This window comes from Streptomyces sp. NRRL S-646, from assembly GCF_000720765.1.
Taxonomy (GTDB): Bacteria; Actinomycetota; Actinomycetes; order Streptomycetales; family Streptomycetaceae; genus Streptomyces.
This window is the reverse complement of the sequence record NZ_JODC01000003.1, coordinates 343,127-366,968: the sequence shown is the minus strand read 5'-3', so window position 1 is coordinate 366,968 and position 23,842 is coordinate 343,127. Positions and strand designations below refer to the sequence as shown.

Here is a 23,842-nt window from a genome sequence, read left to right as displayed (position 1 = left end):
AGGCAGGCGGCGCTGCACGTTACTCAGGGGCGCGGGGCTGTATCAATTTGCGGCTCCGCCGCGTGGGCGCGATCAACCACGAACTACCCGCACCCGCCAACGCGCCACGGTCTCCGAGCTATTTGGCGCGATCAAAGTCAATGGCGCTATAGGCGCGCAACTTGCTCAGCCGATGCTCGGAGTTGATCTGCCGCACCGTCCCCGACTTCGACCGCATGACGATCGACTCGGTGGTCGCGTTCTCGGACCGGTACCGAACCCCCCGCAGCAGTTCCCCGTCCGTGATCCCGGTGGCGACGAAGAACACGTTCTCGCCGGCGACCAGGTCGTCGGTGGTGAGCACCCGGTCGAGATCGTGCCCGGCGTCGATCGCCCGCGCCCGCTCCGCGTCGTCCTTGGGCCACAGCTTGCCCTGGATCGTCCCGCCCAGACACTTCACGGCGCACGCGGAGATGATCCCCTCGGGCGTACCACCGATCCCGAGCAGCATGTCGACGCCGGTGCCCTCGCGCAGTGCGTAGATCGACCCGGCGACGTCACCGTCGGAGATCAGCTTGATGCGCGCACCGGCCTCCCGGATCTCCTTGATGATCCCCTCGTGCCGCGGCCGGTCGAGGATCACCACCGTCACGTCCTCCGGCGTGGAGCGCTTGGCCTTGGCGACACGGCGGATGTTCACGGAGACCGGCGCATCGATGTCGACGAAGTCGGCGGCCTCGGGCCCCGTGACCAGCTTGTCCATGTAGAAGACGGCGGACGGGTCGAACATCGACCCGCGGTCCGCGGCCGCCAGCACGGCGATCGCGTTCGGCATGCCCTTGGCCGTCAGGGTGGTGCCGTCGATCGGGTCGACGGCGATGTCGCACTCGGGCCCGGTCCCGTCGCCGACGCGCTCCCCGTTGAAGAGCATCGGGGCCTCGTCCTTCTCGCCCTCGCCGATGACGACCACGCCGTTCATCGACACGGTGGAGACGAGGGTCCGCATGGCGCGCACCGCGGCACCGTCGGCGCCGTTCTTGTCGCCCCGCCCGACCCAGCGGCCCGCGGCCATCGCGGCGGCTTCGGTCACCCGGACGAGTTCGAGGGCGAGGTTGCGGTCGGGGGCTTCGCTGGGGACTTCGAGCTCGGACGGCAAGTGATGATGCTCGGTCATCGAGGCGCACCTTTCTGATACGACGACGGCCGGATGAGGGTTCGACCCTCGACTCTATCGTCAGTCCGACAAAATGAGCAGGGGACCCCACGGATGAGCGAGCCGGGCACCTGCGACGATAGGGGGCGTGGCAGGTTCGAACGGCAAGCAGAAGACGGTCCGGGACATGATCCTCTCCCTGGGCCTCATCGGGATCGCGGCGGCACTCATCTACGTGTTCATCCCGCACGACGACTCGCCTCCGGACCTCCCGCGGGTCGACTACCGCGTCGAACTGCTCACGGCGCGCCGCGCCGCGGCCTACCCGGTGGCCGCACCCGAGGGCCTGTCCAAGGAGTGGAAGGCGACCTCGGTCCGCTTCCAGGGCGACCAGTTCGACGCCTGGCACCTGGGTTTCCACACGCCCGACGGCCAGTACGTGCAGATCGAGCAGTCGACTCAGAAGCCGTCGACTTTCGTCGACCAGGCCACCGAGGGGTCGAACGCGACGAAGGCGACCGAGGAGATCGCGGGCCGCACGTGGACCCGCTACACCGGCGGTCGCTACGACGCCCTCGTGCTCCCGGGCAAGAGCTCGACGACGGTGGTCGCGGGCACGGGCTCGTTCCAGCAGCTGACGGAGATGGCGCAGGCGCTGAAACTGGCGTAGCCGTTTCTGCACGCCGAAGGCCCCCGCGGTGACGCGGGGGCCTTCGGCGTGTTCGGGGTCGCTCAGACCGTGGTGACGACCTGGTCGTACTCCAGGCGCGGGGAGCGCGGGAACCAGGCGTCCTCGCCCGGCTTGCCGATGTTGACGACCATCAGCGGGGTGTGGTCGTCGTCCAGGAACTCCTTCTGGACGCCCGCGAAGTCGAGGCCGGTCATCGGGCCGGCGGCGAGACCGGCGGCGCGGACGCCGATGATGAAGTAAGCGGCCTGCAGCGCGGCGTTCAGACCGGCGGCACCCTCACGAGCCGGGCGCTCGGAGAAGAAGACGTCCTTGGCGGCCGGGAAGTGCGGGAAGAGGGTCGGCAGCTCCTCGTGGAACTCGTTGTCCGCGGAGAGGATCGCGACCAGCGGGGCGGTGGCGGTCTTGGGCTGGTTGCCCTCGGCCATGTGCTTGACCAGGCGCTCACGGGCCTCGGCGGAGCGGACCAGGGTGACGCGCAGTGGCGACTGGTTGAAGGCGGTCGGGCCGTACTTGACCAGGTCGTAGATCGCCTGGACCTGCTCGTCGGTCACCGGCTCGTCGGTGAAGGTGTTCGCGGTACGGGCCTCGCGGAAGAGCAGGTCCTGGGCGGCGGGGTCAAGAACGAGAGACATACGGGAACTTCCTCGGGGTGGCGCCTGGATCCGATCCGGACCGCGGTCCGGATCGACTGACAGGACCGACGGTACGCGAAGGAAGGTTCAAAGTTCAACAACAACTGGGGTGTGGTGATCCGCATCACAGCGGACCGCTGCCACCGTCCCTTGTCGTGCGCTACTCGCCGCCGGCCGCTTCCGCGGTCTCTTCCTCCGCGAGGGCCGCATCCAGGCGGGCGCGCGCCCCGTCCAGCCAGCGCCGGCACACCTTGGCCAGCTCCTCGCCCCGCTCCCAGAGCGCCAGGGACTCCTCCAGCGTCGTACCGCCCGCCTCCAGCCGTCGTACGACCTCGATCAGCTCGTCCCGTGCCTGCTCGTAGCCGAGCGCCTCATCCGCCTTGCTGGTCATCCGCCCACCCTATGCATCGACTCGAACCGTGCCGTGTTCTCAGTGTTCTCAGTGTTCTCAGCGTTCTCGGCGTTCTCAGTCGGCCCGGACCACCGTGAACTCGCCCTCGGCCACCCGCGCCCGCAGCGTCTCGTTCGCCGTCACCTCGTCCGGGGTGCGGACGACATGCCCGTCGGATTTCTGCAGCACTGCGTAACCGCGCTTCAGGGTGGCGGCGGGGGAGAGGGCCACCACGCGCGCGTGCGTGTGCGTCAGCTCGGAGACGGCGCGGTCGAGGAGATGGCCGAGCGTGCGCCGCGAACGGTCGACCAGGGAGGCGACATGATCGGCCCGCTCGTCGATCATCCGGTGCGGATCCTCTATCGAGGGGCGGGCGAGCGCCTGGGCGAGCCCGCGCTCCTCCCGCTCGACGAGCGCCTCGACGCACCGCCGCGCCCGGTTCCGCAACTGCTGCACGCGCTCGTACTCCTCCCCGACATCCGGTACGACCTTCTTGGCGGCGTCGGTGGGGGTGGAAGCCCGCAGGTCGGCGACGTAGTCGAGGAGCGGGTTGTCGGGCTCGTGCCCGATGGCGGACACGACGGGCGTACGGCACGCGGCGACGGCGCGCACGAGCTGCTCGTCGGAGAACGGAAGCAGATCCTCCACGCTCCCGCCCCCGCGCGCGACGATGATGACGTCCACCTCGCCGGCCTCGTCGAGCTCCTTCACGGCCTGCACCACCTGCGGGACGGCGTGCACGCCCTGGACGGCGACGTTGCGCACCTCGAAGCGGACGGCGGGCCAGCGGTGCCGGGCGTTCTCCAGGACGTCCCGCTCGGCCGCGGAGGCACGGCCGCAGACCAGCCCGATGAGCTGCGGCAGGAAGGGCAGAGCCTTCTTCCGCTGGGGCGCGAACAGCCCCTCCGCGGCGAGGGACTTCTTCAACTGCTCCAGCCGCGCGAGGAGTTCACCGACCCCAACGGGCCTTATCTCGGCGGCCCGCAGGGACAGCTGCCCCCGCGGCGCATACCACTCCGGCTTCGCGAGTACGACGACCCGCGCACCCTCGCTCACCACATCGGCGACGGCGTCGAAGACCTGCCGGTAGCAGGTGACGCCGACGGAGATGTCGTGCGACGGATCCCGCAGGGTAAGAAACACCACCCCGGCGCCGGGCCGCCGCGAGAGCTGAGTGATCTGCCCCTCGACCCAGACGGCCCCCAGCCGGTCGATCCACCCACCGATGAGCCGCGACACCTCACCGACGGGCAGGGGCGCTTCTGCGGACGTGTTGAGAGCCATGCGGCGAGCGTAACGGCCACAACTGACAACGCAGGTCAGCCCATCCAGCCCGTCCGGCGTTCGAGGACGAGGCCGTCCAGGCCGAAAGCGGGGTTCTGGGGGCGCAGCCCCCAGGGTCGGGACGGGAACGGGCGGCGGGGGCGATCCGATCTTCGGCCCCCCGAACGCGGCCTTACGATGGACCGCATGACTGCTTCGCCTGGCCGCCGTGTCCTGCTCGCCGCCCCCCGGGGCTACTGCGCGGGTGTGGACCGCGCCGTGATCGCCGTCGAGAAAGCCCTGGAGCAGTACGGGGCTCCGATCTATGTCCGGCACGAGATCGTGCACAACAAGTACGTCGTGCAGACCCTGGAGAAGAAGGGCGCCGTCTTCGTCGAGCGCACGGAGGAGGTCCCCGAGGGGAACATCGTCATGTTCTCCGCGCACGGCGTCGCCCCCGTCGTCCACGAAGAGGCAGAGCGCGGCAAACTCGCCACCATCGACGCGACCTGCCCGCTCGTCACCAAGGTCCACAAGGAAGCCGTCCGTTTCGCCAATGAGGACTACGACATCCTCCTGATCGGGCACGAGGGCCACGAGGAGGTCATCGGCACCTCCGGCGAGGCCCCCGAGCACATCCAGCTCGTGGACGGGCCGGGGGACGTCGCCAAGGTCGAGGTCCGCGACCCGTCCAAGGTCGTCTGGCTGTCCCAGACCACCCTCTCCGTGGACGAGACCATGGAGACCGTCGACGCGCTGCAGGAGAAGTTCCCGCAGCTGATCTCGCCGCCCAGCGACGACATCTGCTACGCCACGCAGAACCGTCAGCTCGCGGTGAAGCAGATGGGCGCCGAGGCCGAGCTGGTGATCGTCGTCGGTTCCCGCAACTCCTCCAACTCCAAGCGGCTCGTCGAGGTCGCCAAGCTCGCGGGCTCGCGCGAGGCGTATCTCGTGGACTTCGCCGACGAGATCGACGAGGCCTGGCTGGAGGGCGTGTCCACGGTCGGCGTCACCTCCGGTGCCTCCGTCCCCGAGGTCCTGGTCGAGCAGGTCCTGGAGTGGCTCGCGCAGCGCGGCTTCGAGGACGTCGAGATCGTCAAGGCGGCCGAGGAGTCCATCACGTTCTCGCTGCCCAAGGAGCTCCGCCGGGACCTGCGCGAGGAGGCGGCGGCGCTGATCGCGGAGCGAACCGGCACCTCGCCGGAGTGACTGTCAGTCGTCCGTCGTAACGTAGGGCCATGCAGATCTTCGGTGTGGACATCGGTGGATCCGGGATCAAGGGCGCCCCTGTGGACCTGGACAAGGGCGACCTGGCGGAGGAGCGCTGCAAAGTGCTCACTCCGCACCCGGCTACACCCGACAGCGTGGCCGACGGTGTGAAGCAGGTCGTAGACCACTTCGGCTGGACCGGCCCGGTCGGCCTCACCTTCCCCGGCGTGGTCACCGGCGGATCCACCATCCGCACGGCGGCCAATGTCGACAAGAGCTGGATCGACACGGACGCGGGCGCGTTGTTCAGCGCCCGCCTGGGTGGCCTGCCGGTGACGGTGGTCAACGACGCGGACGCGGCGGGCGTCGCCGAGATGCACTTCGGCGCGGGCCGGGGCCGCCGGGGCACGGTCATCCTGCTGACCTTCGGAACCGGCATCGGCAGTGCCCTGTTCGTCGACGGCACCCTGGTGCCCAACACCGAGCTGGGCCATCTGGAGCTGCACGGCCACGACGCGGAGAAGCGCGCCTCCAGCAAGGCCAGGGAGGACGGCGAGCTGACCTGGGAGCACTGGGCGCACCGCGTGCAGAAGTACCTCGCCCACGTCGAGATGCTGTTCTCACCGGAACTGATCGTCATCGGCGGCGGCGTCAGCCGGAAGTCCGAGAAGTTCCTGCCCTTCATCGACGGCATCAAGGCGGAGATCGTCCCGGCGCAGCTGCAGAACAACGCGGGGATCGTGGGTGCGGCCATGCACGCCGCGGAGAGCTAGGGCCGGGCCTCGGGGTCTAGTACCGGGGCGGACGGCGGCCTCCGGTGCGTTGGCGTCGCATCAGGGCGGCCTTCCGTCCCGTGACGATCAGGCCCGCGACGAGGGTCCCCCCGTACAACCACCCGGCCTGGGTGGCCAGTGCCGTCACCAGGCCCATCAGCCGGCCGAGCAGCCCGCCGCTGCTGTCGGCCACCGGGAGCAGGCCCGCTGCGAAGGCGATCGGTACGACGACGGGTGCGGTCGCCAGGTCGCTCTTGCGCACCCAGACCGCGGTCAGCAGGCACACCGGCAGGAACAGCACGCCGTACAGCGTCAGCGACGCCCCGAAGAGCAGCTGGTCGAGACAGCCGAGCGCGAACATCAGCGCCCCGCAGAACAGACCGCTGCCCAGCCCGGTCAGCCGCGGGTTGGGCAGCCGCCGTGCCTTCTCGACCGGCGGCGGGCCGGGCTGCCGCGCCGCCGGGCGGGTCGCGGGGCGGCGCTGTCCGGCAGGTCGCGCACCACCGCCCGCACCCCCACCGCTTCCGCCGCGCTTCGCCTGCGGGGGCAGCGGGGGCGTGCCGCGTCGCGTTCCGTTGTGCGGTGGTCCCGACCCGTGTTGCTCCACCGGACCAACTTAGGTCGGTTTATGTGCGCAATCGCCCCTCAGACACGCCGAGGGTCGGACCCTGGCCAAGCGTTCGACGGGGCGCCGGGGCGGGGACCGGTACGCCGTAGACTGGTGGATCGGCCCGCCCGTGCACCGAAGAAGGACCGGGCCCGCAGCCCCAGTCCCCTGATGTCTCTCACGTACGGGAAGTCGCAACGTGTCGCTCACGATCGGAATCGTCGGTCTGCCGAATGTCGGCAAGTCGACCCTGTTCAACGCCCTGACCAAGAACGACGTGCTCGCGGCCAACTACCCGTTCGCCACGATCGAGCCCAACGTGGGTGTCGTCGGCGTCCCCGACGCCCGGCTGACGAAACTGGCCGAAATCTTCTCCTCGCAGCGCATCCTCCCGGCGACCGTCGACTTCGTCGACATCGCGGGCATCGTGAAGGGCGCGTCCGAGGGCGAGGGCCTGGGCAACAAGTTCCTCGCGAACATCCGTGAGTCCGATGCGATCTGCCAGGTCATCCGTGCCTTCAAGGACGAGAACGTCGTGCATGTCGACGGCAAGGTCTCGCCTAAGGACGACATCGAGACGATCAACACCGAGCTGATCCTCGCCGACCTCCAGACCATCGAGAAGGTCCTGCCCCGGCTCCAGAAGGAGTCGCGGATCAAGAAGGACGTGGCGCCGAAGGTCAAGGCGGTCGAGGAGGCCAAGGAGATCCTGGACAAGGGCGTCACGCTGTTCTCGGCGGGCATCGTCCAGGGTTCCGGCAACGAGGAACTCCTCCACGACCTGCACCTCCTGACCACGAAGCCCTTCCTCTACGTCTTCAACGTCGACGAGGACGAGCTGGTCGACGAGGACTTCAAGGCCGAGCAGCGCGCCCTGGTCGCCCCCGCGGAGGCGATCTTCCTCAACGCCAAGCTCGAGGCGGACCTCGCCGAGCTCGACGAGGAGGACGCCATGGAGCTCCTGGAGTCCGTCGGCGCCGAGGAGCCGGGCCTCACCACCCTCGCGCGCGTGGGCTTCAACACCCTCGGCCTGCAGACGTACCTCACCGCCGGCCCCAAGGAATCCCGCGCCTGGACCATCAAGAAGGGCGCCACCGCCCCCGAGGCCGCCGGTGTCATCCACACCGACTTCCAGAAGGGCTTCATCAAGGCGGAGGTCATCTCCTTCGCCGACCTGGTGGAGACCGGCTCGGTGGCCGAGGCCCGCGCGAAGGGCAAGGCCCGGATGGAGGGCAAGGACTACGTCATGCAGGACGGGGACGTGGTGGAGTTCCGCTTCAACGTGTAGCGGGTGACGTGCCACTACGTCGCTGATCTGGCAAATATGCAGGCCAGAGGGGTCCGGCTCTCCGGGGTCGGGCTCCTGGCTTTTCCCGTGCCGGGGCGTGCGCTGTCATGGCCCGGCTGCTCTCCCGGCTGAACAGGGGAAGGTCCGTCACCGCGGTGCCGTGCGGATGGCGCCGTCGAGGCGCGCGGGCTGGGGGATCTGGCGCCCGAGGGAGTCGCGGGCCTCCTGGTGCAGTCCTGTGATGAGGGGGGCGTCGAACAGGCCGGTGCGATCGGGACCACGCGGATGAGGTGCTGGGAGAGTGACGGCGGCCCGTGGGTGACGACATTCCCTCAGACGCTCGCCGGGCCGAGAGCTCACGCCGACTGAGCAAACCGTCGACCGTGCACTGTCCGCGGCGCGGGCACCGGTCGAGCGCGGCGTGGCACGGCTGAAGCCCTGGCGCATCTTCCGCAGATCCAGGTGCAGCCCGAACCGAATGACGTCGATCGGCGCGGCCGTCCTCACCCTGGAGCGCGCCGTCGGTTGGCGGGTGGCCATTCTCCTCGGCATTGCGGTCTCACTGGCGGCGGCCGAGTGAGCCTTCCCCATGACGCCGAAGGTGGCACTGCCAGTGACAGTCTCCGCAGGAGTGCTGTCGAGAGGGATCTGGCTGAGCGGCGGCGGTCGGTTGAGGCTGGGATGCATGACTACCGCTGAAACCGCCACGACCGCCGCGGCCGCGCCGCCGACCAGTGTCCGCATGACGGGCCGTCAGGCCGCTGCCCTGGTGGTGCTCCTGGCGTCGCAGTTCATGATGGCCGCCGACTTCTCCGTGCTGAACGTCGCGCTGCCCGAAGTCGGCACATCACTGGGGTTCTCGACGGGGAGCCTGCAGTGGATCACCACGACGTTCGCGTTGTGCGCCGCCGGGTGCACTCTGGTCTTCGGCCGCGTCGGTGACTATGTGGGGCGTCGGCGCATCTTTACTGCCGGAATGGTCGTCCTGACGGTTTCCTCGCTTGTCGGCGGCCTCGCCGACTCCCCTGCGTTGCTGCTGATCGCCCGTACCCTGCAGGGCCTGGCCACCGCCGCCGTCACGCCCGCCGCGCTCGCGCTGCTGACCACAGCATTCACCGAACCCAGCCTGCGCACCCGGGCGCTGGGTCTGAACAGCGTGATGATGAGCTCCGGCTTCAGTGTCGGCGCGATCCTCGGCGGTGTCCTCACGGACGTGTTCTCCTGGCGTTGGGCTTTCTTCATCAACATCCCCGTGGCCATCGCGGCGATCGTGGTGGTGCCGATCGTCGTCGATGAGAGCCGGGCGGAGCAGCGCAGCCGCATCGACCTGCCCGGTGCACTGCTGATCACTCTGGGCCTCTTCGTCGGGATCTACGGCGTCACCCGAGTCGGGGAGGGAGGCCTCGACCTGGCTGCGGGCGGCTCGCTTGTCGCCGCCGCCGTGCTGCTCGGCGGCTTCTGGGCCGTGGAGAGCCGTACTGCCGACGCCCTGGTACCGGTGAACATTCTCAAGAAGCCCGACATCGCCTTCGGCAACCTGGCTGCCCTGTTCATCTTCGGCGGCGAGACCGCGCTGATCTTCTTCACCGGGCTGTACGTCCAGAACGTGCTCGGCCTTTCCTCGATGGTCGCCGGCCTGGTGCTGCTCGGCATCGGCGTGGGCCAGATCATCGCCGGCACCGTCGGTCCGCGCATCCTCCGGAAGGTCTCGCCGCGTACGATGCTCGGCGTCTCCCTGTTCCTGCAGGGCGCGTTCATGCTGCCGGCGCTGTGCGCCACCTCGGACTCGTACTGGTTGATCCCGTTGATCGCCACCCAGTTCGTGAACGCCTTCTTCTCCATGCTGGCCGCCCTGTGCTTCATGGTCATCGCCACCTCGTCCGTCGAGTCCGACATGCAGGGCATGGCCACCGGCATGGCCACCCAGAGCCAGCAGGTCGGCATCGCGATCGGCATCCCGCTGGTGAGCGCGGTCTTCGCCGCCGTCATCGGACAGGGCACTGTCTCCGCCGCCGAGGAACTCACCGGTATCCACGTCGCGATCGGCGTGGCCGGAGTCTCCCAGGTAGCCGTCGGTCTGCTGCTGTGGCTGGTGCTGCGCGGGAAGGCCCGGCAGGCGGCGTCCGTCACCGCGTAACTCCCCCGGCGCGGTGGCCGAACGGCCGGGTGGGCGGAGTAAAGAACCGTCCACCCGGCCGTCGTGGCCTCGGGTGCCGCGAACCGGGGCGATGTTGCCGTTGCCGTACGGCACTTCATAATGAGAAGGGTGGAACAGATCGTGAACACGGACCTCGGCAGCTACCTGCGACAGATGCGTGAGCGCATCCGGCCGGAGCAGCGGGGACTGCGCACCAGCGGCTCCCGGCGGGTTCCCGGACTGCGCCGGGAGGAGGTGGCCGCCCTCGCGGGAGTGAGCCAGACCTACTACACCCGGCTCGAGCAGTCGCAGACCGCACATGCCTCCCCGCAGGTCCTGCTCTCCATCGCCCGCGCACTTGATCTGAGCCTCGACGAACAGGATTACCTGCTCAAGATCGGGACGCCGATGCAGAATCCGCAGCAGCAGGCGCCCCATGAGGACCAGTTGAGCCCGAGCACCAAAATGTTGATGGCGTCACTGGGGAATGTGGCGGCGGCCGTGTTGAACTACCGGTGCGACATCCTTGCCTGGAACTCGCTCTACCACCGGCTGTTCGCGCCGCATCTCGACTTCGACGTCACCGAGGACGCCCAACTGCGCCCGAACGTCATCAAGATGAACTTCCTCGACGACGAAGTCCGGGCCCTGTACGCGGACTGGGCCGCGGAGTCCGAGTCGAACGTGACCTATCTGCGTTTCATCTCCGGGAACCACCGGCACGATCCGCGATTGGCCGAACTGATTGGTGAACTGACCATTCAAAGCGAGGAGTTCGCGGCGCTCTGGTGGCGACAACGGGTGGCCAACTGCATCGAGGGTACGAAGCTCTTCAGCCATCCGGTCGTCGGCGAAGTGGAGTTGATGTACCAGTCCGCGGACCTTCAGGACGGCAACATCCTGAAGTTCTACCACGCGGAACCGGACTCACCGCACGAGGCGGCCCTTCAGCTCCTGACGGTGGATCTGAACTCCGTTCACCGTCGCTGAAAGCAGCAACAGGAGCTTGGCGAGGCGCTCGGCCGGGGTTTCCCAGGCTCAGTCTTCACTCCTCGCCGTCATCTCAGGGAAGGAGTGGCTGATCCGCCGGCAGAGTCCCCGAATCACCATCAAAGGTCAAGATTCCGTGTATGCGGCGCAGAGGGCCGGTATTCACCTCGCGATTCGAAAGAACATCGAGGAGTTCATATCCAGCGACTAGAACCACCTCATTCCCTTCATATGACTCCAGGTTGATCACTGCGGCCTCAAGCAGGCCAACCTCGCCGACGAGCAAGGGTATGCTGTCACGACCTTTTGTCAGGGCCAATCCAGCTCGCGCATACAGTGATGGTATGAGGGAGGCTCCGCTGGCGCGGGCGATGGTGTCGCCGTCAGTATCGCTCAACTCGGAGATTCTATTACGGGCATGCTCAAGAACTCCTACGAGAGCAATCAGTTCTCGAATGGTAATCTGGACGGCGTCCGAGGTCGCCGAGTAATTCGAGGGCGGTTGGGGTTCATCGCGACGGCGGCGGCGTATCAAAAGGTACTCCCGTAAAGGCCTGTGGCGGGCTCTGAATCCCGTGGATACACCCGCTTGCCGCAGGACAGTTGACGGGACAGGGCTGCATCCCGGTAATCACGGACCGCCTTTGAGAGCTCGGAGGACCGCGACAAATTCGGTGAGCACCTTCAAGTCCACATTTCAGTGCACCTCGGACTGCCAACCGACACCTGAAGTATAGCGAAAGCCCTTTCCTTGTCGACCCGGCCGGTCACGCTTTGCTTCAGCATGCCCTATCTTTACGTCAGTAATACCGGCGCAGGCCAAGTCTGCGAGACCCGCCGACCAAATACCGCACGCCCCACCGCACTGCGCACACGATACCCACGCGGTGGTGCAATCCGCTTCTGTCGAGGGACAGCGAGCCGTCGGATGCCGGGGTTATCCTCGCGCAATTCTCGGCCTCGCGCCCGTCGTGGGCAATACCATGCGGTGGCGTCTCGATTGCGACTGAGATGTCGTCTCACATAACCGCCAATAACGGTGCCCCGCCACCGGCGTCCGTCGAGGTCATAGTGGTTGAGCGGGTCGCCGTTGCAGGCGAGTCGTCCGGATGCGTGGGCAGCGTGGTCCTGATGACCCGGCCCTGGGCTGTCCGTATCGCCGCTCAGGGCGTGGGTGAGGGTGACCCGGTGCAGCGGACCGTACTCCTCCAACTCCCGCCTGCCGTCGGCCGGCGAGACTCGAGCACAAGCCGGCTGGTTCGCGGGCGACCGGCACCGCGGCGATGGTGGGCCTCTTGTTGCGGCATCGAACCGCTTCCAGCGGTGGTGCAGCCGGCGATTGCCGCGATCGGCCGGTCACGCACCGCGGGTGGCTGTTTTTTCCTGGCGCCGGATCAACTCCCTGCTGATCCGGCGGCGTTTACGGTGATGCCAGGCCGCCTCGACCAGAAGACGGCGGGCGTGGCTGTTGCCGGTCTGCGCTGACGCCACGTGGTCTTCGCCGCTGACCCGGAACCGGCCGGAGCCGCTGCTCAAGGGTCAGCGAGGAGTGAGGAGGCAGAATTCGTTGCCTTCCGGGTCGGCCAGAACCCTCCAGTGGATTGCGGACTGGTCGATACCAGGGTCGGTGGCGCCCAGGGCGCGCAGTCTGGCTTCCTCTGCTCCCAGGTCGTCACCGGGGTAGGGGCAGACGTCCAGGTGGACGCGGTTCCACCCGCTCTTGGTGTCGGGGGTGCGGAGGAACTCCAGGTAGGGGCCGACGCCTTTGGCGGAGCGCATGGTCGCGTGGTCGTCGGTGACCTCGTGCAGCGTCCAGTCCATCGCCTGGCCCCAGAACCGGGCCATCCCCCGTGGGTCGGTGCAGTCGACCACCACCGCGGCGATCGGCCCGGTGTCCTGGTAGATCGGGCGGGGCTCCAGGACGCAGAACTCGTTGCCCTCCGGGTCGGCCATGACCGTCCAGGGGACGTCGCCCTGACCCACGTCGGCAGTCGCCGCGCCGAGATCCTTCAAGCGCGCGACCAACTCCGCCTGATGGGCGGTCGAGGTGGTGGCCAGATCAAGGTGCACCCGGTTCTTCACTGTTTTGGGTTCCGGACGGGCGATGATGTCGATGCAGACGGCCACGGGATCGGGGTAGGCGAAACCCACGGGTTCGAGGTTGGTGACGCCGGGTCCCTCGCTGTCGACACCCCAACCAAGTGCCTCCGCCCAGAACCGGCCGAGCGCGGAGTCGTCCCGGGCCTTCATATTGATCTGCACGAGTCTGGTTGCCATGCCGCAGATCCTAGAAGCCGCCGCCTACTCGGGCCGCCGCGATCGGATGTCCTTGTGAACGAAGGCTCCACGAGGACAGGCTCACCCGCCTCCGGGGACCTGCTCCGTCACCTGCCGACAAGCCTCCGCATACGCCCCCACCAACGGCCTGTGGTCACCCTTTCGCCAGGCCAGCACGTACCGGCTGGGCGTGAGCCCGCGGACGGGTCGGGTCACCACGCCGCCGAGGGTGATCAGCGGGACGTTGCCCACCGCCACCAGGCAGACGCCGAGGCCCGCGACCAGGGCCTCGTAGGTCTCCTCCGTGCTGGCGATCTCCGCGCCGATGCGGGGGAGCCGGCCCGCGCGTTCCTCGACCGCGAGCCAGTAGTCCCGCAGCGGCCCCGCGCTCTTCGGGAGGGCCAGGAAGGGTTCCTCGGCCAGGTCCGCGAAGTCGATCTCGGGGCGGGAGGCGAGGGGGTGGGTGTCGGGGAGGGCGACCAGGCGGGGTTCCTCGGCGACGACCGTCCAGGCGTAGCGGTCCTGGCCGGGCAGGGGCAGCCACACGAAAGCCATGTCCGTGTCGCCGTCCGCCAGGCCCGCGGTCGGGTCGTCCCAGCTCACCTGGCGCAGACGGACCGCGGCCTCCGGATGCGAGGCCGTGAAGCGGGAGCGGATCGCGGGCAGCAGACCGCCGCGGCCGGGGCTGGTGCTCATGCCCACCACCAGGGTGCTGCGCTGCGCGGCCCGCGCCTGAGCCACCACGGACGCGGCCTGCGCCCACGCGTCCAGCACCCGCCGGGCGTGCGGCAGCAGCGCCGCGCCCGCCGCGGTGAGCGCCACGCCGTGCCGGTCGCGCCGCAGCAGCTCCACCCCCAACTGCCGCTCCAGCGCCCGGATCTGCTTGCTCAGTGCGGGCTGCGAGACGTACAGCCGCTCGGCCGCGCGCGTGAAGTGCAGTTCCTCGGCGACCGTGACGAAGTACCGCAGGTCCCGCACATGAACGTCCGCCGTCATAGCCATCGGTTATCACCGTAGGTCTTGGACGGGCAACTCGCCACAGGAGCAGCCTGGTTCACGAGGTGCTCAGGGAGTCACTCCGAGCATTGGCCAGGGAGGGTGGGTCTTCGTGAACAAGGTGTGGCTGATCACCGGCGCCAGCAGCGGACTCGGGCGGGCCGTCGCCGAGGCGGCGGTCGCCGACGGTGACGTCGTGGTCGGAGCCGCGCGGCGGCCCGAAGGGCTGGACGACCTCGTGGCCGCCCACCCCGACCAGGTCGAGGCGCTGCGGCTCGATGTCGCGGACACGACCGCCGCCGAACCTGCGGTACGGGACGTGGTGGCGCGGCACGGGCGGATAGACGTCCTGGTCAACAACGCCGGTCGCGGCCATGTCGGTGCCTTCGAGGAGACCACCGAGGACGAGCTGCGCGCCCTGTTCGACGTGCACGTCTTCGGCCCGGCCGCCCTGGTGCGCGCCGTACTGCCGTACATGCGCTCCCGGCGCTCGGGCGCGATCGTGCAGATGAGCAGCATGGGCGGGCAGACGTCCTACCCCGGGTTCTCGGCGTACAGCGGAACGAAATTCGCCCTGGAGGGCATGTCCGAGGCGCTCGCGGGCGAGGTCGCCGAGTACGGCATCAAGGTCCTCGTCGTCGAGCCGGGTGCCTTCCGTACGTCGCTGTACGACGGGACGCAGGCCAGCGCCGACGGCGGGGCGTACGCCACCGTGGGCGGGACGCGCGCGATGGTCGACGCCGGCTTCGACGAGCGGGCCGGCGACCCGGCCAAGGCCGCGGCGCTCATCCTGGCCGCGCTGGAGGCGGGACAGACCCCGCTGCGCCTGCCGCTCGGCGACGACGGCGTGAGTGCGGTCCTCGACCACCTCGACCAGGTACGCGACGACGTCCTCGCCTGGGAGAAGCGCACCCGCCGCACGGGCTTCCGCGACTGAACCGCCCGACCGGGCCTCAGATCCCGTCCACCCACGCCACGGTGAACGGCTCCTCGGGCACTCCCGGCCCCATCGGGCCGCCCTTGTCGAACTGCGAGCGGACGACCAGCAGCCGGCCGTGGGTGCGGGCGAGCGTGGTCGGGGTCTGCAGAGCGGTGTCGGTGAACTGCCGCTCCAGGCGGGCCGAGGTGCCGTCCGGGGACAGCCGCCAGCGGCTGAGAGTGTTGGTGGCGTTGTGCGCGGCACACAGCGTGCCGTGCCCCAGCTCCAGACCGTCGCCGTGCTTCAAGTCGCCGCCTTTCAGGGCCACTTGGCGTACGGAACCGGAGACCGTACCCACTCGGTACAGGCCGCCGCCCGTCATGCCGACGGCGAGCAGGTACCGCCCCGACGGGTCGACCACTATGCCGTTGAGGAAGAGCCCGTCGGACGGGGCCACGGCGCTCAGGTCGTAGGCGGCGTCGAGGGTCGCGCTGCCGCCGCGGGCGCGGCCCAGGTCGGCCGGGGTGACGCGGTAGACCACCGGGCGGGAGCTGTCGGTGACGTAGGCCGTGCCGTCCGGCCCGAGCGCCAGGTCGTTGACGAACGAGGGGCCGCCGCCGGGGACGGTGAAGCGGGCGAGCAGGGCGCGGGTGCGCAGGTCGTAGACGTCCACCCCGGAGGTGGAGTCGATGACCCACAGACGCCCGGCCCGGTCAGCCTTCAGGCCGTTGGCGGTGGTACGGCCGTCGGTGCCGGACGGGAGGAAGACCTCGGCCGCGCGGCTGCCGCGCGCGGCCCGGTACACCGCACCCGTCGTGTACGAGCCGACATAGGCGTCGCCGGTGCGCGCGTCGAGCGCGATGCCTTCGGGGTAGGCGCGGTCTTCGGGAAGCGTGAAGGCCGTGCTGATGCGGGGTGCGGCAGCGGCCCGGGCGGCCGTCGCCGGAAGCGCCACGGCGCCGGCCAGCGCGGCGGCGGTGGTCAGGAACGTACGGCGGTGGATCGAACGGGACACGTCGGTGCCTCTCGTTTCGGGTCGGTTCGGTACTCACTCTCTTGTGTGCATGAACGTAGATTAGAACTCTAATCATCGTCAATGCATTAACGGATGGCTGCATGTTGACCGTTGAAAGGGGCCGCTACCATGCGGAGATGACGTCCATGCCCGTGTCCGAGCGCCTCGGCTCCCACCTCAAGCGGGCCGAACAGGCTCTCAGCGCGACGAAGGCGGCCGTCCTCAAGCCGGCCGGTGTGACGGTGGCGCAGTACTCGGCACTGCTCCACCTCTCCGAGAACCCCGGCATCTCGGCCGCGGCCCTGGCCCGCCTGTGCGGAGTCACCCCGCCGACGATGAACACGGTCCTGAACAACCTCCAGGACCGCGCCCTGATCGAGCGCACCCCCCACGAGTGGCACAAGAACGTCCTGGAGACCCGCCTCACCGACGAGGGCCGCGCGGTGATGGCCGACGCGGACGCCCGCGCCGTACGCGTCGAGCGGGCTCTGGCCGCCGAGTTCACGGACGAGGAACGCGAGGCGCTGGCCGGGCTGCTGGGGCGGTGCGTGGCACTGCTGGAGACGGAGCGCGGGCGGGCGTAACGGAGGCCGGGGGTCCTCTTTTCCTCACCGCACGCTTACCATGCGCCCAGTCGTACGTCAGTTTCGTACGTCAGTTCTGTGCGTCAGTCATCCGAACCAGGAGCACGGCAGCCGTGTCCACACCCCCGCCTCCGGGCCCGTACCCGTACCAGCCCTGGGGGCAGGGCTACCGGCCGTACAACGCTCCCGCGCCGGTCAACGGGGTCGCCATTGCCGCCCTGGTCCTCGGCATCCTCTGCTGCGTGCCGGCCCTGGGGCTGCTGCTGGGGCTGGTCGCACTGCGCCAGATCAGGAGGACCGGCGAACGCGGCAGGGGCATGGCCGTCACCGGTGCGGTCCTCTCCGGACTCGGGCTCGTGCTGTGGGTGGCGGTACCGGTCGGCGGCGCCGCGTTCGACGCCTGGGTGAAGGGCGCCGCACGCGACCACGGCAGCGCCTACTCCCTCACCGAGGGCGAGTGCTTCGACTCCCCGAGCGGATCCCTGGAGGGCATGGCCTACGACGTCGACAAGGTGCCTTGCAGCGGCCTGCACGACGCCGAGGTCTTCGCCACCTTCCGCATGACGGGCGGCGCGGCCTACCCCGGCGACGGCAGGCTCACGGACGTCGCCGACGCCAGGTGCTACGCGCTCCGCTACGGCTACGCCATGGACGCCTGGGCCGTGCCCGACGACGTCGACGTGTACTACCTGACGCCGAGCCGGCAGAGCTGGCGCTACGGCGACCGCGAGGTCACCTGCCTGTTCGGCAACACCGACGAGAAGGCCGGTCTGAAGGGTTCGCTGCGCAACGACAAGCAGACCCTGGACGCCGATCAGGTCGCCTATCTCAAGGCCGTCAACATCGAGAACGCCGCCCTGGACCGGCAGCCCCCGGACAGCCCCGACGACGATCTGCTGTCCAGCCGCCAGTGGGCCGGACGGATGTCGGCCGCGCTCACCGAGGAGGCCCGGACGCTGGGCGACCACCCCTGGCCGGCCGGTTCCAGGACACCGGTCGCGAAGGTCGCCAAGGAGGTCGCGGCGCGCCAGGAGGAATGGGCGCGCGCCGCGAAGGCCGGTGACGCGAGCAGCTTCTACGAGCACTACGACCTCGTCATGGCGCTCTCGACACCCGACCGTGCTGTCACCGCCCGCAAGGCTCTGGGCCTGGCTGCGACCCCGCCCGAATCCCGGGACGAGGAGGACGGTGGGGACGGCACCGGAGGTGGCTCCGAGTTCGAGGTGTGACCACGGCCATAGCGGGGAGAAAGTGCCTGCGTAAAGCCCTCCGTGGGCACATGTCATCACATCGAGTGATTCTCTGGCCTTTGCTTGCACGGCACAACCCTCGGTTGCCAGGCTGTTGCTGTCTGTACAAGCTGATGGGAGCGGCCAGTGACTTTCGGTGAGCAGCCGGCGTACCTGCGTGTCGCGGGTGATCTCCGCAAGAAGATCGTCAATGGTTCGCTGCCGCCGCACACCCGCCTCCCGTCCCAGGCCAGGATCCGCGAGGAGTACGGCGTCTCGGACACCGTCGCGCTGGAGGCGCGCAAGGTGCTGATGGCGGAGGGCCTGGTCGAGGGCCGCTCCGGATCGGGGACATATGTCCGCGAGCGGCCGGTGCCCCGCAGCGTGGCCCGCTCCGGGTTCCGCCCGGCCGGCGGCGCGACCCCCTTCCGCCAGGAGCAGGCCGACGGCGAGGGCCGCGGCACCTGGGAGTCCAACAGCGCCCAGGCCCAGGCGAGCAGCTGCGTCGCCGAGCGGCTCGACATCAAGCCCGGCGACCGCGTGATGTGCACGAGGTACGTCTTCCGTGAGGCCGGCGAGGCGATGATGCTCTCCACCTCCTGGGAGCCCCTCGCGGTCACCGGCCGCACCCCCGTGATGCTCCCCGAGGAGGGCCCCCTCGGCGGCATGGGCGTCGTCGAGCGCATGGCGGCGATCGACGTGATCGTGGACAACGTCACCGAGGAGGTCGGCGCCCGCCCCGGCCTCGCCGAGGAGCTCGTGACCCTTGGCGGCGTCCCCGGTCATGTCGTCCTGGTCATCCAGCGCACCTTCTTCGCCTCGGGCCGCCCCGTGGAGACGGCCGACGTCGTCATCCCCGCCGATCGCTACCGCGTGGCGTACCACCTCCCAGTGAAGTAGCGCACACCTTTACGGCAGTTGACCCCGCCGCCCCCTCCGTACGACCCCCTCCGCGCGCCCTCGGAGCCCGCCCCTTTGCCGGTGGAATCTGGCCGTTCTCGCAGGTCGCCCCGCGCATGCCCGGGATGCCGCTGACCGGATGCGTCGACAGTCGCGTGCGGCGCATTCGAGTCCGTGCGCCCCCCTCGTTCTGGCCGGTTGCGTACCTCTTTGTGAAAAGCCGTGTTCGCTGCGTAAAGGTAAGGCGTAGGCTCGGGCATATGCGGATTGCGGTTTCCTTAGAGGGTGGGGTACGGCACGAACCGCGGGCGAGGGGCGGTCGGGCCGGAGCAGGAAGGAGCGGTGGGGCGCGATGAACGACGGCACGATCACGCTTCCCTGGCTCGTCATTCGGCAGGACGACAACGGCAATCGCTACCGCGTGGGCCGGTACGCGACCCGGGCCGAGGCCCAGAAGATCGCGGACAGCCTCGACGACCGCGGACACAAGCAGCTGTACTGGGTCGAGCGCATAGGTCAGAACGGGCAGAACGGAACAGCCGCGGCCAACTGACTCCCGTAGGCTCCCACGCATGACGGAACGGATCGTGGTGGTGGGCGCCGCCCTGTTCGACGGCGGCCGCCTGCTCGCCGCGCGCCGTAGCGCGCCTCCCGAACTCGCCGGCCGCTGGGAACTTCCCGGCGGCAAGGTCGAACAGGGCGAGACCCCCGACGCGGCCCTCGTACGCGAACTGCGCGAGGAACTCGGCGTGGACGCCGAGGCCGTAGCCCGCGTACCGGGTGAGTGGCCCTTGAAGCCGCCGTACGTCCTGCACGTATGGACGGCCCGCCTGCGCCCGGCTTCCCCCGCTCCCAAACCCCTCCAGGACCACGACGAACTGCGCTGGCTCACCCCGGCCGAGATCTGGGACGTACCGTGGCTGGACCAGGACATCCCGGCGGTCCGTGAGCTGACCGCCCACTGGGGGCAGGGGCGAAGCCCCGCCCCTCAGGGGCGCGGGGCCCCTGTCGATTTGCGGCTGCCGCCGCGCGGGCGCGACTAGCCACAACGCACCCGCAGTCGCCCGACAAACACGCACCCCCGAGTTCATGGGCGGGCGGCTCCACCAGCGGAGCTAAGCGCGCCACGGCGGACGGTACTGCGTGCCGGATATCGGGTATGTCCCCACTAACCCCACGAAAACAGACATTGGTGGGCTCGGGCCTGGGAAGTGATCGGCGTGATCGACACTGAAGGCGACTGCGCCGAGTGGACCTTTCCCGCGGAACCGGGCGCCGTCCGGGGGGCCCGCGCCGCCGTCCGCGGCCAACTGCGCACCTGGGAGCTCGACGTACTCGGAGATCTCACGGCCCTGCTGGTCAGCGAGCTGGTGACCAACTCCCTGCGGCACGCCACCGGACCCATCGGCGTACGCCTCGTGCGGCCCGCCGGCCTTCAGGACGTCCTGCTGGTGGAGGTCTCCGACCCGCTCCCCGACCCGCCGCGCGAACGCGTCGCCCGCCCCGAGGACGAGAGCGGCCGCGGGCTGCAACTCGTCGCCCACTCCTCGCGCCGCTGGGGCACCCGGCCCGGCGAGGCGGGCAAGACGGTGTGGTTCGAACTCGCCGTACCCGGCTGAGCAGGTCCCCGGTCCGGCCCTTCGGACGCTGTACGCGAACGCCCGCCCTGTCGACCGACTGGTTCAGGCCGGTGGCAGTGTCCGGCGCGGGTGATTCGACGAGGTGTCGGCTGGTTAGAAGACTGGAAGTGTTGTCGCAGCCGGGACCGAAAACCGTCGGGACCGTGCTGTGATCGTGAACACCGTGTTGTGCGGCGCCGTAGTGCTGGATACTGCGGGCAGCCGCACCCGGTGACCGGTGCCGGACGCGGTGAGCTGGAGGGGACGGTTCGCGTGAGCGAGATACCAGCGAAGGCCACGGAGTCCGAGGACCCGTCGGACGGCGCGAGGGCGGAGGCCGCGGGTGATGCCGCGGCCGATGTGACGAGCGGGACGGCGGGCCGGACGGGCCTGTCTTCCTTCGACGGGACCGACGGGACCGACGGGACACCTCACGGTGACGCCATGTGGCAGAGCAGTCCGCCCGGCTCCATCTACGACTACATCAAGGTCGCGTCCTTCTCCATCGGCCCCGACGGGCTCGTCGACCAGTGGAGTCTGCGCGCCGAGCAGCTCTTCGGGATCCCCGCCGGGCGCGCGGTCGGCATGGACCCCATCGAGGCGTTCATCGACCACGACCTGCGGGAGCAGGGTCAGCGCAAGATGGCCGAGATCCTCGACGGGCGGGAGTGGACCGGAGTGGTCCCGTTCCGGCAGCCCGGTGGGGCGGCGGGGGAGAGCGGGCGGGAGGGGCTCGCCGAGGTCTATGTGATGCCGACGCGGACCGAGGAGGGCGAGAAGGCCGCCGTCTGCATCGTGGTCGACGTACGCACCCTGCGCAGCATCGAGACCGACCTTGCCGCCTCGCAGTCGATTTTCGGTCAATCTCCTTTCGGTTTCCTTCTGATCGACCCCGACCTGCGGGTCCGCCGTGTCAACGAGCAGTTTGCGAACACCTTCGGTGGCACGCCCGACGACCACCGCGGCCGCGGCGTCCACGACTATCTGCAGCGGCCCGAGGCCGAGCGGGTCGCGGCCACCCTGCGCCGGGTCCTGGAGACCGGCAACTCCATCACGGACATGCACGTCACAGGCTTCGTGCCGGGTTCCGAGGACCGTCGGCACTGGTCCATCAACCTGTACCGCGTGCACAGCGGCTCCGGCCGCCCCATCGGCGTGGCATGGCTCGGAACCGACATCACCTCCCGCCGCGCCGCGGCCCGCGAAGCCGCTGCCGCGCGGCGCAATCTCGCCCTTCTCAACGAGGCAGGCGCCCGCATCGGCAACTCCCTCGACCTGGAGACCACGGCCCGCGAACTCCTCGACGTCGTCGTCCCCGGCTTCTGCGACCTCGCCACGGTCGACCTCTACCAGGGCCTGCTGGCGGGCGACGAGACCCCGCCGGGCCTCGCCGACGGCAGCGGGGAGCTGCGCCGGGTCGCCTTCGCCAGCGCGGTCTCCGACGCACCGTTCGTCGGGGGCGGCGCACCCGTCGCCGTGGGCGCGGTCCACCACTACCCCTTCAACTCCCCTTGTGCGGACGCCCTGCGCACCGCCCGCACCCAGCTCGTCCCCGCCGAGGAGGGCGGCCTCGTCCAGTCCACGCTGGCCGTGCCGATGGTCGCCCACGACACCGTCGTAGGACTCGCGCAGTTCGCCCGTACGAAGGGCAGCGAGCCGTTCGGGGACCGGGACCGGGACCTGGCGGTGGAGCTCGCGGCGCGCGCCGCCGTCTGCATCGACAACGCGCGCCTGTACCGCCGTGAGCACGAACGCGCCCTGATGCTGCAGCGGTCACTGCTCCCGCCGGGCGACCCGGTCGCCTCCGGTCTGGACATCGCCTGCCGCTATCTGCCGGGCAACTCCTCCGCCGACCGCCCCAGCGAGGTCGGCGGCGACTGGTTCGACGTGATCGAACTGCCGGGCCACCGTACGGCGTTGGTGGTCGGGGACGTCATGGGCCGCGGTCTGCGCGCGGCGGTGGCGATGGGCGAACTCCGTTCGGCGGTACGGACCCTCGCCCTTCTCGACCTGGAACCTGCGGAAGTGCTGAGCGCGTTGGACGAGATCGCGCGGGGCCTCGGCGCGCCCGGCGGCGTCCAGCAGGCGACCCGCGCGGCCCGCCGCCCCCGCGAGGCGGACCTCTCGGAGGTGTACCTCGCCACCTGCGTCTACGCGGTCTACGACTCCGTCACCCGCCGCTGCACCTTCGCCAACGCCGGCCATCTGCCGCCCGTCCTGGTCGAGCCCGGCGAGGACGCGCTGATGCTCGACGTGCCGCCGGGCATGCCGCTCGGCGTCGGCGGAGAGCCCTTCGAGGAGGTGGAGGTCGAACTACCCGAAGGCGCGCTGTTGGCGCTCTACACGGATGGACTGGTCGAAAGCCGCGATCACCCCCTGGACGAGGGCCTCCAGGCCTTCGTAGGGGCCCTCACCGACCCCGCCCACCCGTCACCCGACGACCACCCCTCAACGACGGGGCTGCGCGCCGACACCCATCGAAACCTGGAGGACGTCTGCGACCACGTCCTCAACACCCTCGACACCCACCACGGCGAGGACGACATCGCCCTGCTGATGGCCCGCGTCCAGGGCCTGCCCGCCGATTCCGTCGGCGACTGGACGCTGCCGCGCGAGCCGCGCAGCGTGGGCAGGGCCCGTGAGTACGCCCGCGGCCAGCTGCTGTCCTGGGACCTCGAACCCCTCGTCGACACAACGGAGTTGCTGGTCAGCGAGCTGGTCACCAATGCCCTGCGGTACGGCGAGGGCGAGATAAGACTGCGGCTCCTGCTGGACCGCACCCTGGTCTGCGAGGTCTGGGACTCCGGCCTCGTCCAGCCCCGCCGACGCCGCGCCCGTGACACCGACGAGGGCGGCCGTGGCCTCCAGCTCGTCGGCCTCCTGAGCGCGGCGTGGGGCTCCCGCCGCACCCCACGCGGCAAGACGGTGTGGTTCGAACTGCCGCTGCCGGACGGGGAGACGGGGCTGGCGGATCCGGCGGAGGCGCTGCTGAGTCTGTTCTGAGCGGGGCGCTCCGCGGGCTGTGCGGATTCGCGCCGCCGCGGGGCGCAATGGGCCGTCGCTCGTCTGCCGGCATGTCGTGGCTGGTCGCGCCCCACGCGGCGGAGCCGCATATCGACACAGCCCTGCGCCCTCGGCGGCGGAGCCGCATGTGGATACAGCACCGCGCCTTCGGGGCGCGGCCGCTGTA

General features: G+C 69.6%; 23 protein-coding genes and 1 pseudogene. 15 read left to right on the top strand and 9 right to left on the bottom strand.

Annotation, left to right across the window (positions count from 1 at the left end; all coding sequences use genetic code 11):
• Positions 1-118: 118 nt before the first annotated feature.
• Positions 119-1,153, bottom strand: a complete 1,035-nt coding sequence (gene glpX / locus IH68_RS0106095) for a class II fructose-bisphosphatase (RefSeq protein ID WP_030929526.1) — start codon at positions 1,151-1,153, stop codon at positions 119-121.
• Between the two features lie 127 nt (positions 1,154-1,280).
• Between glpX and IH68_RS0106090 the strand changes: the two genes are divergently transcribed.
• The gene (locus IH68_RS0106090) at positions 1,281-1,802 is read left to right on the top strand and encodes a DUF4245 domain-containing protein (protein WP_030929521.1); all 522 of its coding nucleotides are present in this window, start codon (positions 1,281-1,283) and stop codon (positions 1,800-1,802) included.
• Between the two features lie 62 nt (positions 1,803-1,864).
• Here IH68_RS0106090 and IH68_RS0106085 read toward each other — a convergent pair whose 3' ends face one another.
• The 3 genes from IH68_RS0106085 to xseA form a co-directional block, all read right to left on the bottom strand.
• On the bottom strand, positions 1,865-2,455 hold the full coding sequence (locus tag IH68_RS0106085) for a malonic semialdehyde reductase (RefSeq protein WP_030929518.1): 591 nt from the start codon (positions 2,453-2,455) through the stop codon (positions 1,865-1,867).
• A gap of 160 nt (positions 2,456-2,615) precedes the next feature.
• Positions 2,616-2,846, bottom strand: coding sequence for an exodeoxyribonuclease VII small subunit (locus IH68_RS0106080; RefSeq protein WP_030929512.1), 231 nt, complete (start codon positions 2,844-2,846; stop codon positions 2,616-2,618).
• A gap of 75 nt (positions 2,847-2,921) precedes the next feature.
• Positions 2,922-4,130, bottom strand: coding sequence for an exodeoxyribonuclease VII large subunit (gene xseA, locus IH68_RS0106075; protein WP_030929507.1), 1,209 nt, complete (start codon positions 4,128-4,130; stop codon positions 2,922-2,924).
• Between the two features lie 177 nt (positions 4,131-4,307).
• Here xseA and IH68_RS0106070 point away from each other — a divergent pair, with 177 nt between their 5' ends.
• Together IH68_RS0106070 and ppgK are read left to right on the top strand one after the other, a co-directional pair.
• The gene (locus IH68_RS0106070) at positions 4,308-5,318 is read left to right on the top strand and encodes a 4-hydroxy-3-methylbut-2-enyl diphosphate reductase (protein ID WP_030929504.1); all 1,011 of its coding nucleotides are present in this window, start codon (positions 4,308-4,310) and stop codon (positions 5,316-5,318) included.
• A gap of 29 nt (positions 5,319-5,347) precedes the next feature.
• On the top strand, positions 5,348-6,091 hold the full coding sequence (ppgK, locus tag IH68_RS0106065) for a polyphosphate--glucose phosphotransferase (RefSeq protein WP_030929501.1): 744 nt from the start codon (positions 5,348-5,350) through the stop codon (positions 6,089-6,091).
• A gap of 16 nt (positions 6,092-6,107) precedes the next feature.
• Here the strand turns inward: ppgK and IH68_RS49640 are convergent, their stop codons facing one another.
• Positions 6,108-6,698 carry a DUF6542 domain-containing protein gene (locus IH68_RS49640; protein WP_030929499.1) on the bottom strand — a complete coding sequence of 197 codons (591 nt, stop codon included), beginning with the start codon at positions 6,696-6,698 and terminating at the stop codon, positions 6,108-6,110.
• Positions 6,699-6,897: 199 nt separating this feature from the next.
• On the opposite strand from IH68_RS49640, the gene ychF reads away from it, so the two are divergent.
• From ychF to IH68_RS0106040, 4 genes and pseudogenes are all read left to right on the top strand, one after another.
• Positions 6,898-7,986 (top strand): redox-regulated ATPase YchF, encoded by a 1,089-nt coding sequence (ychF, locus tag IH68_RS0106055; RefSeq protein ID WP_030929496.1) that lies wholly within the window; start codon positions 6,898-6,900, stop codon positions 7,984-7,986.
• Between the two features lie 309 nt (positions 7,987-8,295).
• Positions 8,296-8,566 (top strand): annotated as a pseudogene (locus tag IH68_RS52795) (transposase family protein); the annotation flags it as partial.
• Between the two features lie 105 nt (positions 8,567-8,671).
• Positions 8,672-10,123: an MFS transporter gene (locus IH68_RS0106045; protein WP_030929493.1), complete on the top strand. Its 1,452-nt coding sequence runs from the start codon at positions 8,672-8,674 to the stop codon at positions 10,121-10,123.
• Between the two features lie 120 nt (positions 10,124-10,243).
• Positions 10,244-11,113, top strand: coding sequence for a helix-turn-helix transcriptional regulator (locus tag IH68_RS0106040; RefSeq protein WP_030929490.1), 870 nt, complete (start codon positions 10,244-10,246; stop codon positions 11,111-11,113).
• A 73-nt stretch (positions 11,114-11,186) separates the two neighbouring features.
• Here IH68_RS0106040 and IH68_RS56285 read toward each other — a convergent pair whose 3' ends face one another.
• The 3 genes from IH68_RS56285 to IH68_RS0106025 form a co-directional block, all read right to left on the bottom strand.
• A complete protein-coding gene (locus tag IH68_RS56285) occupies positions 11,187-11,510 on the bottom strand; it encodes a hypothetical protein (protein ID WP_159403647.1) in 324 nt (107 codons plus the stop codon).
• 1,142 nt (positions 11,511-12,652) lie between these two features.
• Positions 12,653-13,390, bottom strand: a complete 738-nt coding sequence (locus tag IH68_RS0106030) for a VOC family protein (protein WP_030929483.1) — start codon at positions 13,388-13,390, stop codon at positions 12,653-12,655.
• An 81-nt stretch (positions 13,391-13,471) separates the two neighbouring features.
• Complete coding sequence (locus IH68_RS0106025; RefSeq protein WP_030929479.1) at positions 13,472-14,392, bottom strand: LysR family transcriptional regulator; 921 nt, start codon at positions 14,390-14,392, stop codon at positions 13,472-13,474.
• Positions 14,393-14,498: 106 nt separating this feature from the next.
• Here IH68_RS0106025 and IH68_RS0106020 point away from each other — a divergent pair, with 106 nt between their 5' ends.
• Positions 14,499-15,323 (top strand): SDR family NAD(P)-dependent oxidoreductase, encoded by an 825-nt coding sequence (locus IH68_RS0106020; protein WP_030929477.1) that lies wholly within the window; start codon positions 14,499-14,501, stop codon positions 15,321-15,323.
• 16 nt (positions 15,324-15,339) lie between these two features.
• Here the strand turns inward: IH68_RS0106020 and IH68_RS57850 are convergent, their stop codons facing one another.
• Positions 15,340-16,320 carry an SMP-30/gluconolactonase/LRE family protein gene (locus tag IH68_RS57850; RefSeq protein ID WP_234341243.1) on the bottom strand — a complete coding sequence of 327 codons (981 nt, stop codon included), beginning with the start codon at positions 16,318-16,320 and terminating at the stop codon, positions 15,340-15,342.
• Positions 16,321-16,457: 137 nt separating this feature from the next.
• Here IH68_RS57850 and IH68_RS0106010 point away from each other — a divergent pair, with 137 nt between their 5' ends.
• The 7 genes from IH68_RS0106010 to IH68_RS0105980 all read left to right on the top strand — a co-directional run bounded on the left by IH68_RS0106010 (position 16,458) and on the right by IH68_RS0105980 (position 23,655).
• Positions 16,458-16,904, top strand: coding sequence for a MarR family winged helix-turn-helix transcriptional regulator (locus IH68_RS0106010; protein ID WP_199931845.1), 447 nt, complete (start codon positions 16,458-16,460; stop codon positions 16,902-16,904).
• A gap of 113 nt (positions 16,905-17,017) precedes the next feature.
• Positions 17,018-18,133 carry a DUF4190 domain-containing protein gene (locus IH68_RS0106005; RefSeq protein ID WP_037884580.1) on the top strand — a complete coding sequence of 372 codons (1,116 nt, stop codon included), beginning with the start codon at positions 17,018-17,020 and terminating at the stop codon, positions 18,131-18,133.
• 147 nt (positions 18,134-18,280) lie between these two features.
• Positions 18,281-19,033: a GntR family transcriptional regulator gene (locus IH68_RS0106000; protein WP_030929469.1), complete on the top strand. Its 753-nt coding sequence runs from the start codon at positions 18,281-18,283 to the stop codon at positions 19,031-19,033.
• A 352-nt stretch (positions 19,034-19,385) separates the two neighbouring features.
• Positions 19,386-19,586 (top strand): SPOR domain-containing protein, encoded by a 201-nt coding sequence (locus IH68_RS0105995; protein WP_030929468.1) that lies wholly within the window; start codon positions 19,386-19,388, stop codon positions 19,584-19,586.
• Positions 19,587-19,605: 19 nt separating this feature from the next.
• Complete coding sequence (locus tag IH68_RS0105990) at positions 19,606-20,076, top strand: (deoxy)nucleoside triphosphate pyrophosphohydrolase (protein WP_078912340.1); 471 nt, start codon at positions 19,606-19,608, stop codon at positions 20,074-20,076.
• 168 nt (positions 20,077-20,244) lie between these two features.
• Entirely contained in the window at positions 20,245-20,652 is a 408-nt protein-coding gene (locus tag IH68_RS0105985; protein WP_030929462.1) for an ATP-binding protein, read from the top strand.
• A 273-nt stretch (positions 20,653-20,925) separates the two neighbouring features.
• A complete protein-coding gene (locus IH68_RS0105980) occupies positions 20,926-23,655 on the top strand; it encodes a SpoIIE family protein phosphatase (RefSeq protein ID WP_030929459.1) in 2,730 nt (909 codons plus the stop codon).
• The last annotated feature ends 187 nt before the right edge of the window (positions 23,656-23,842 follow it).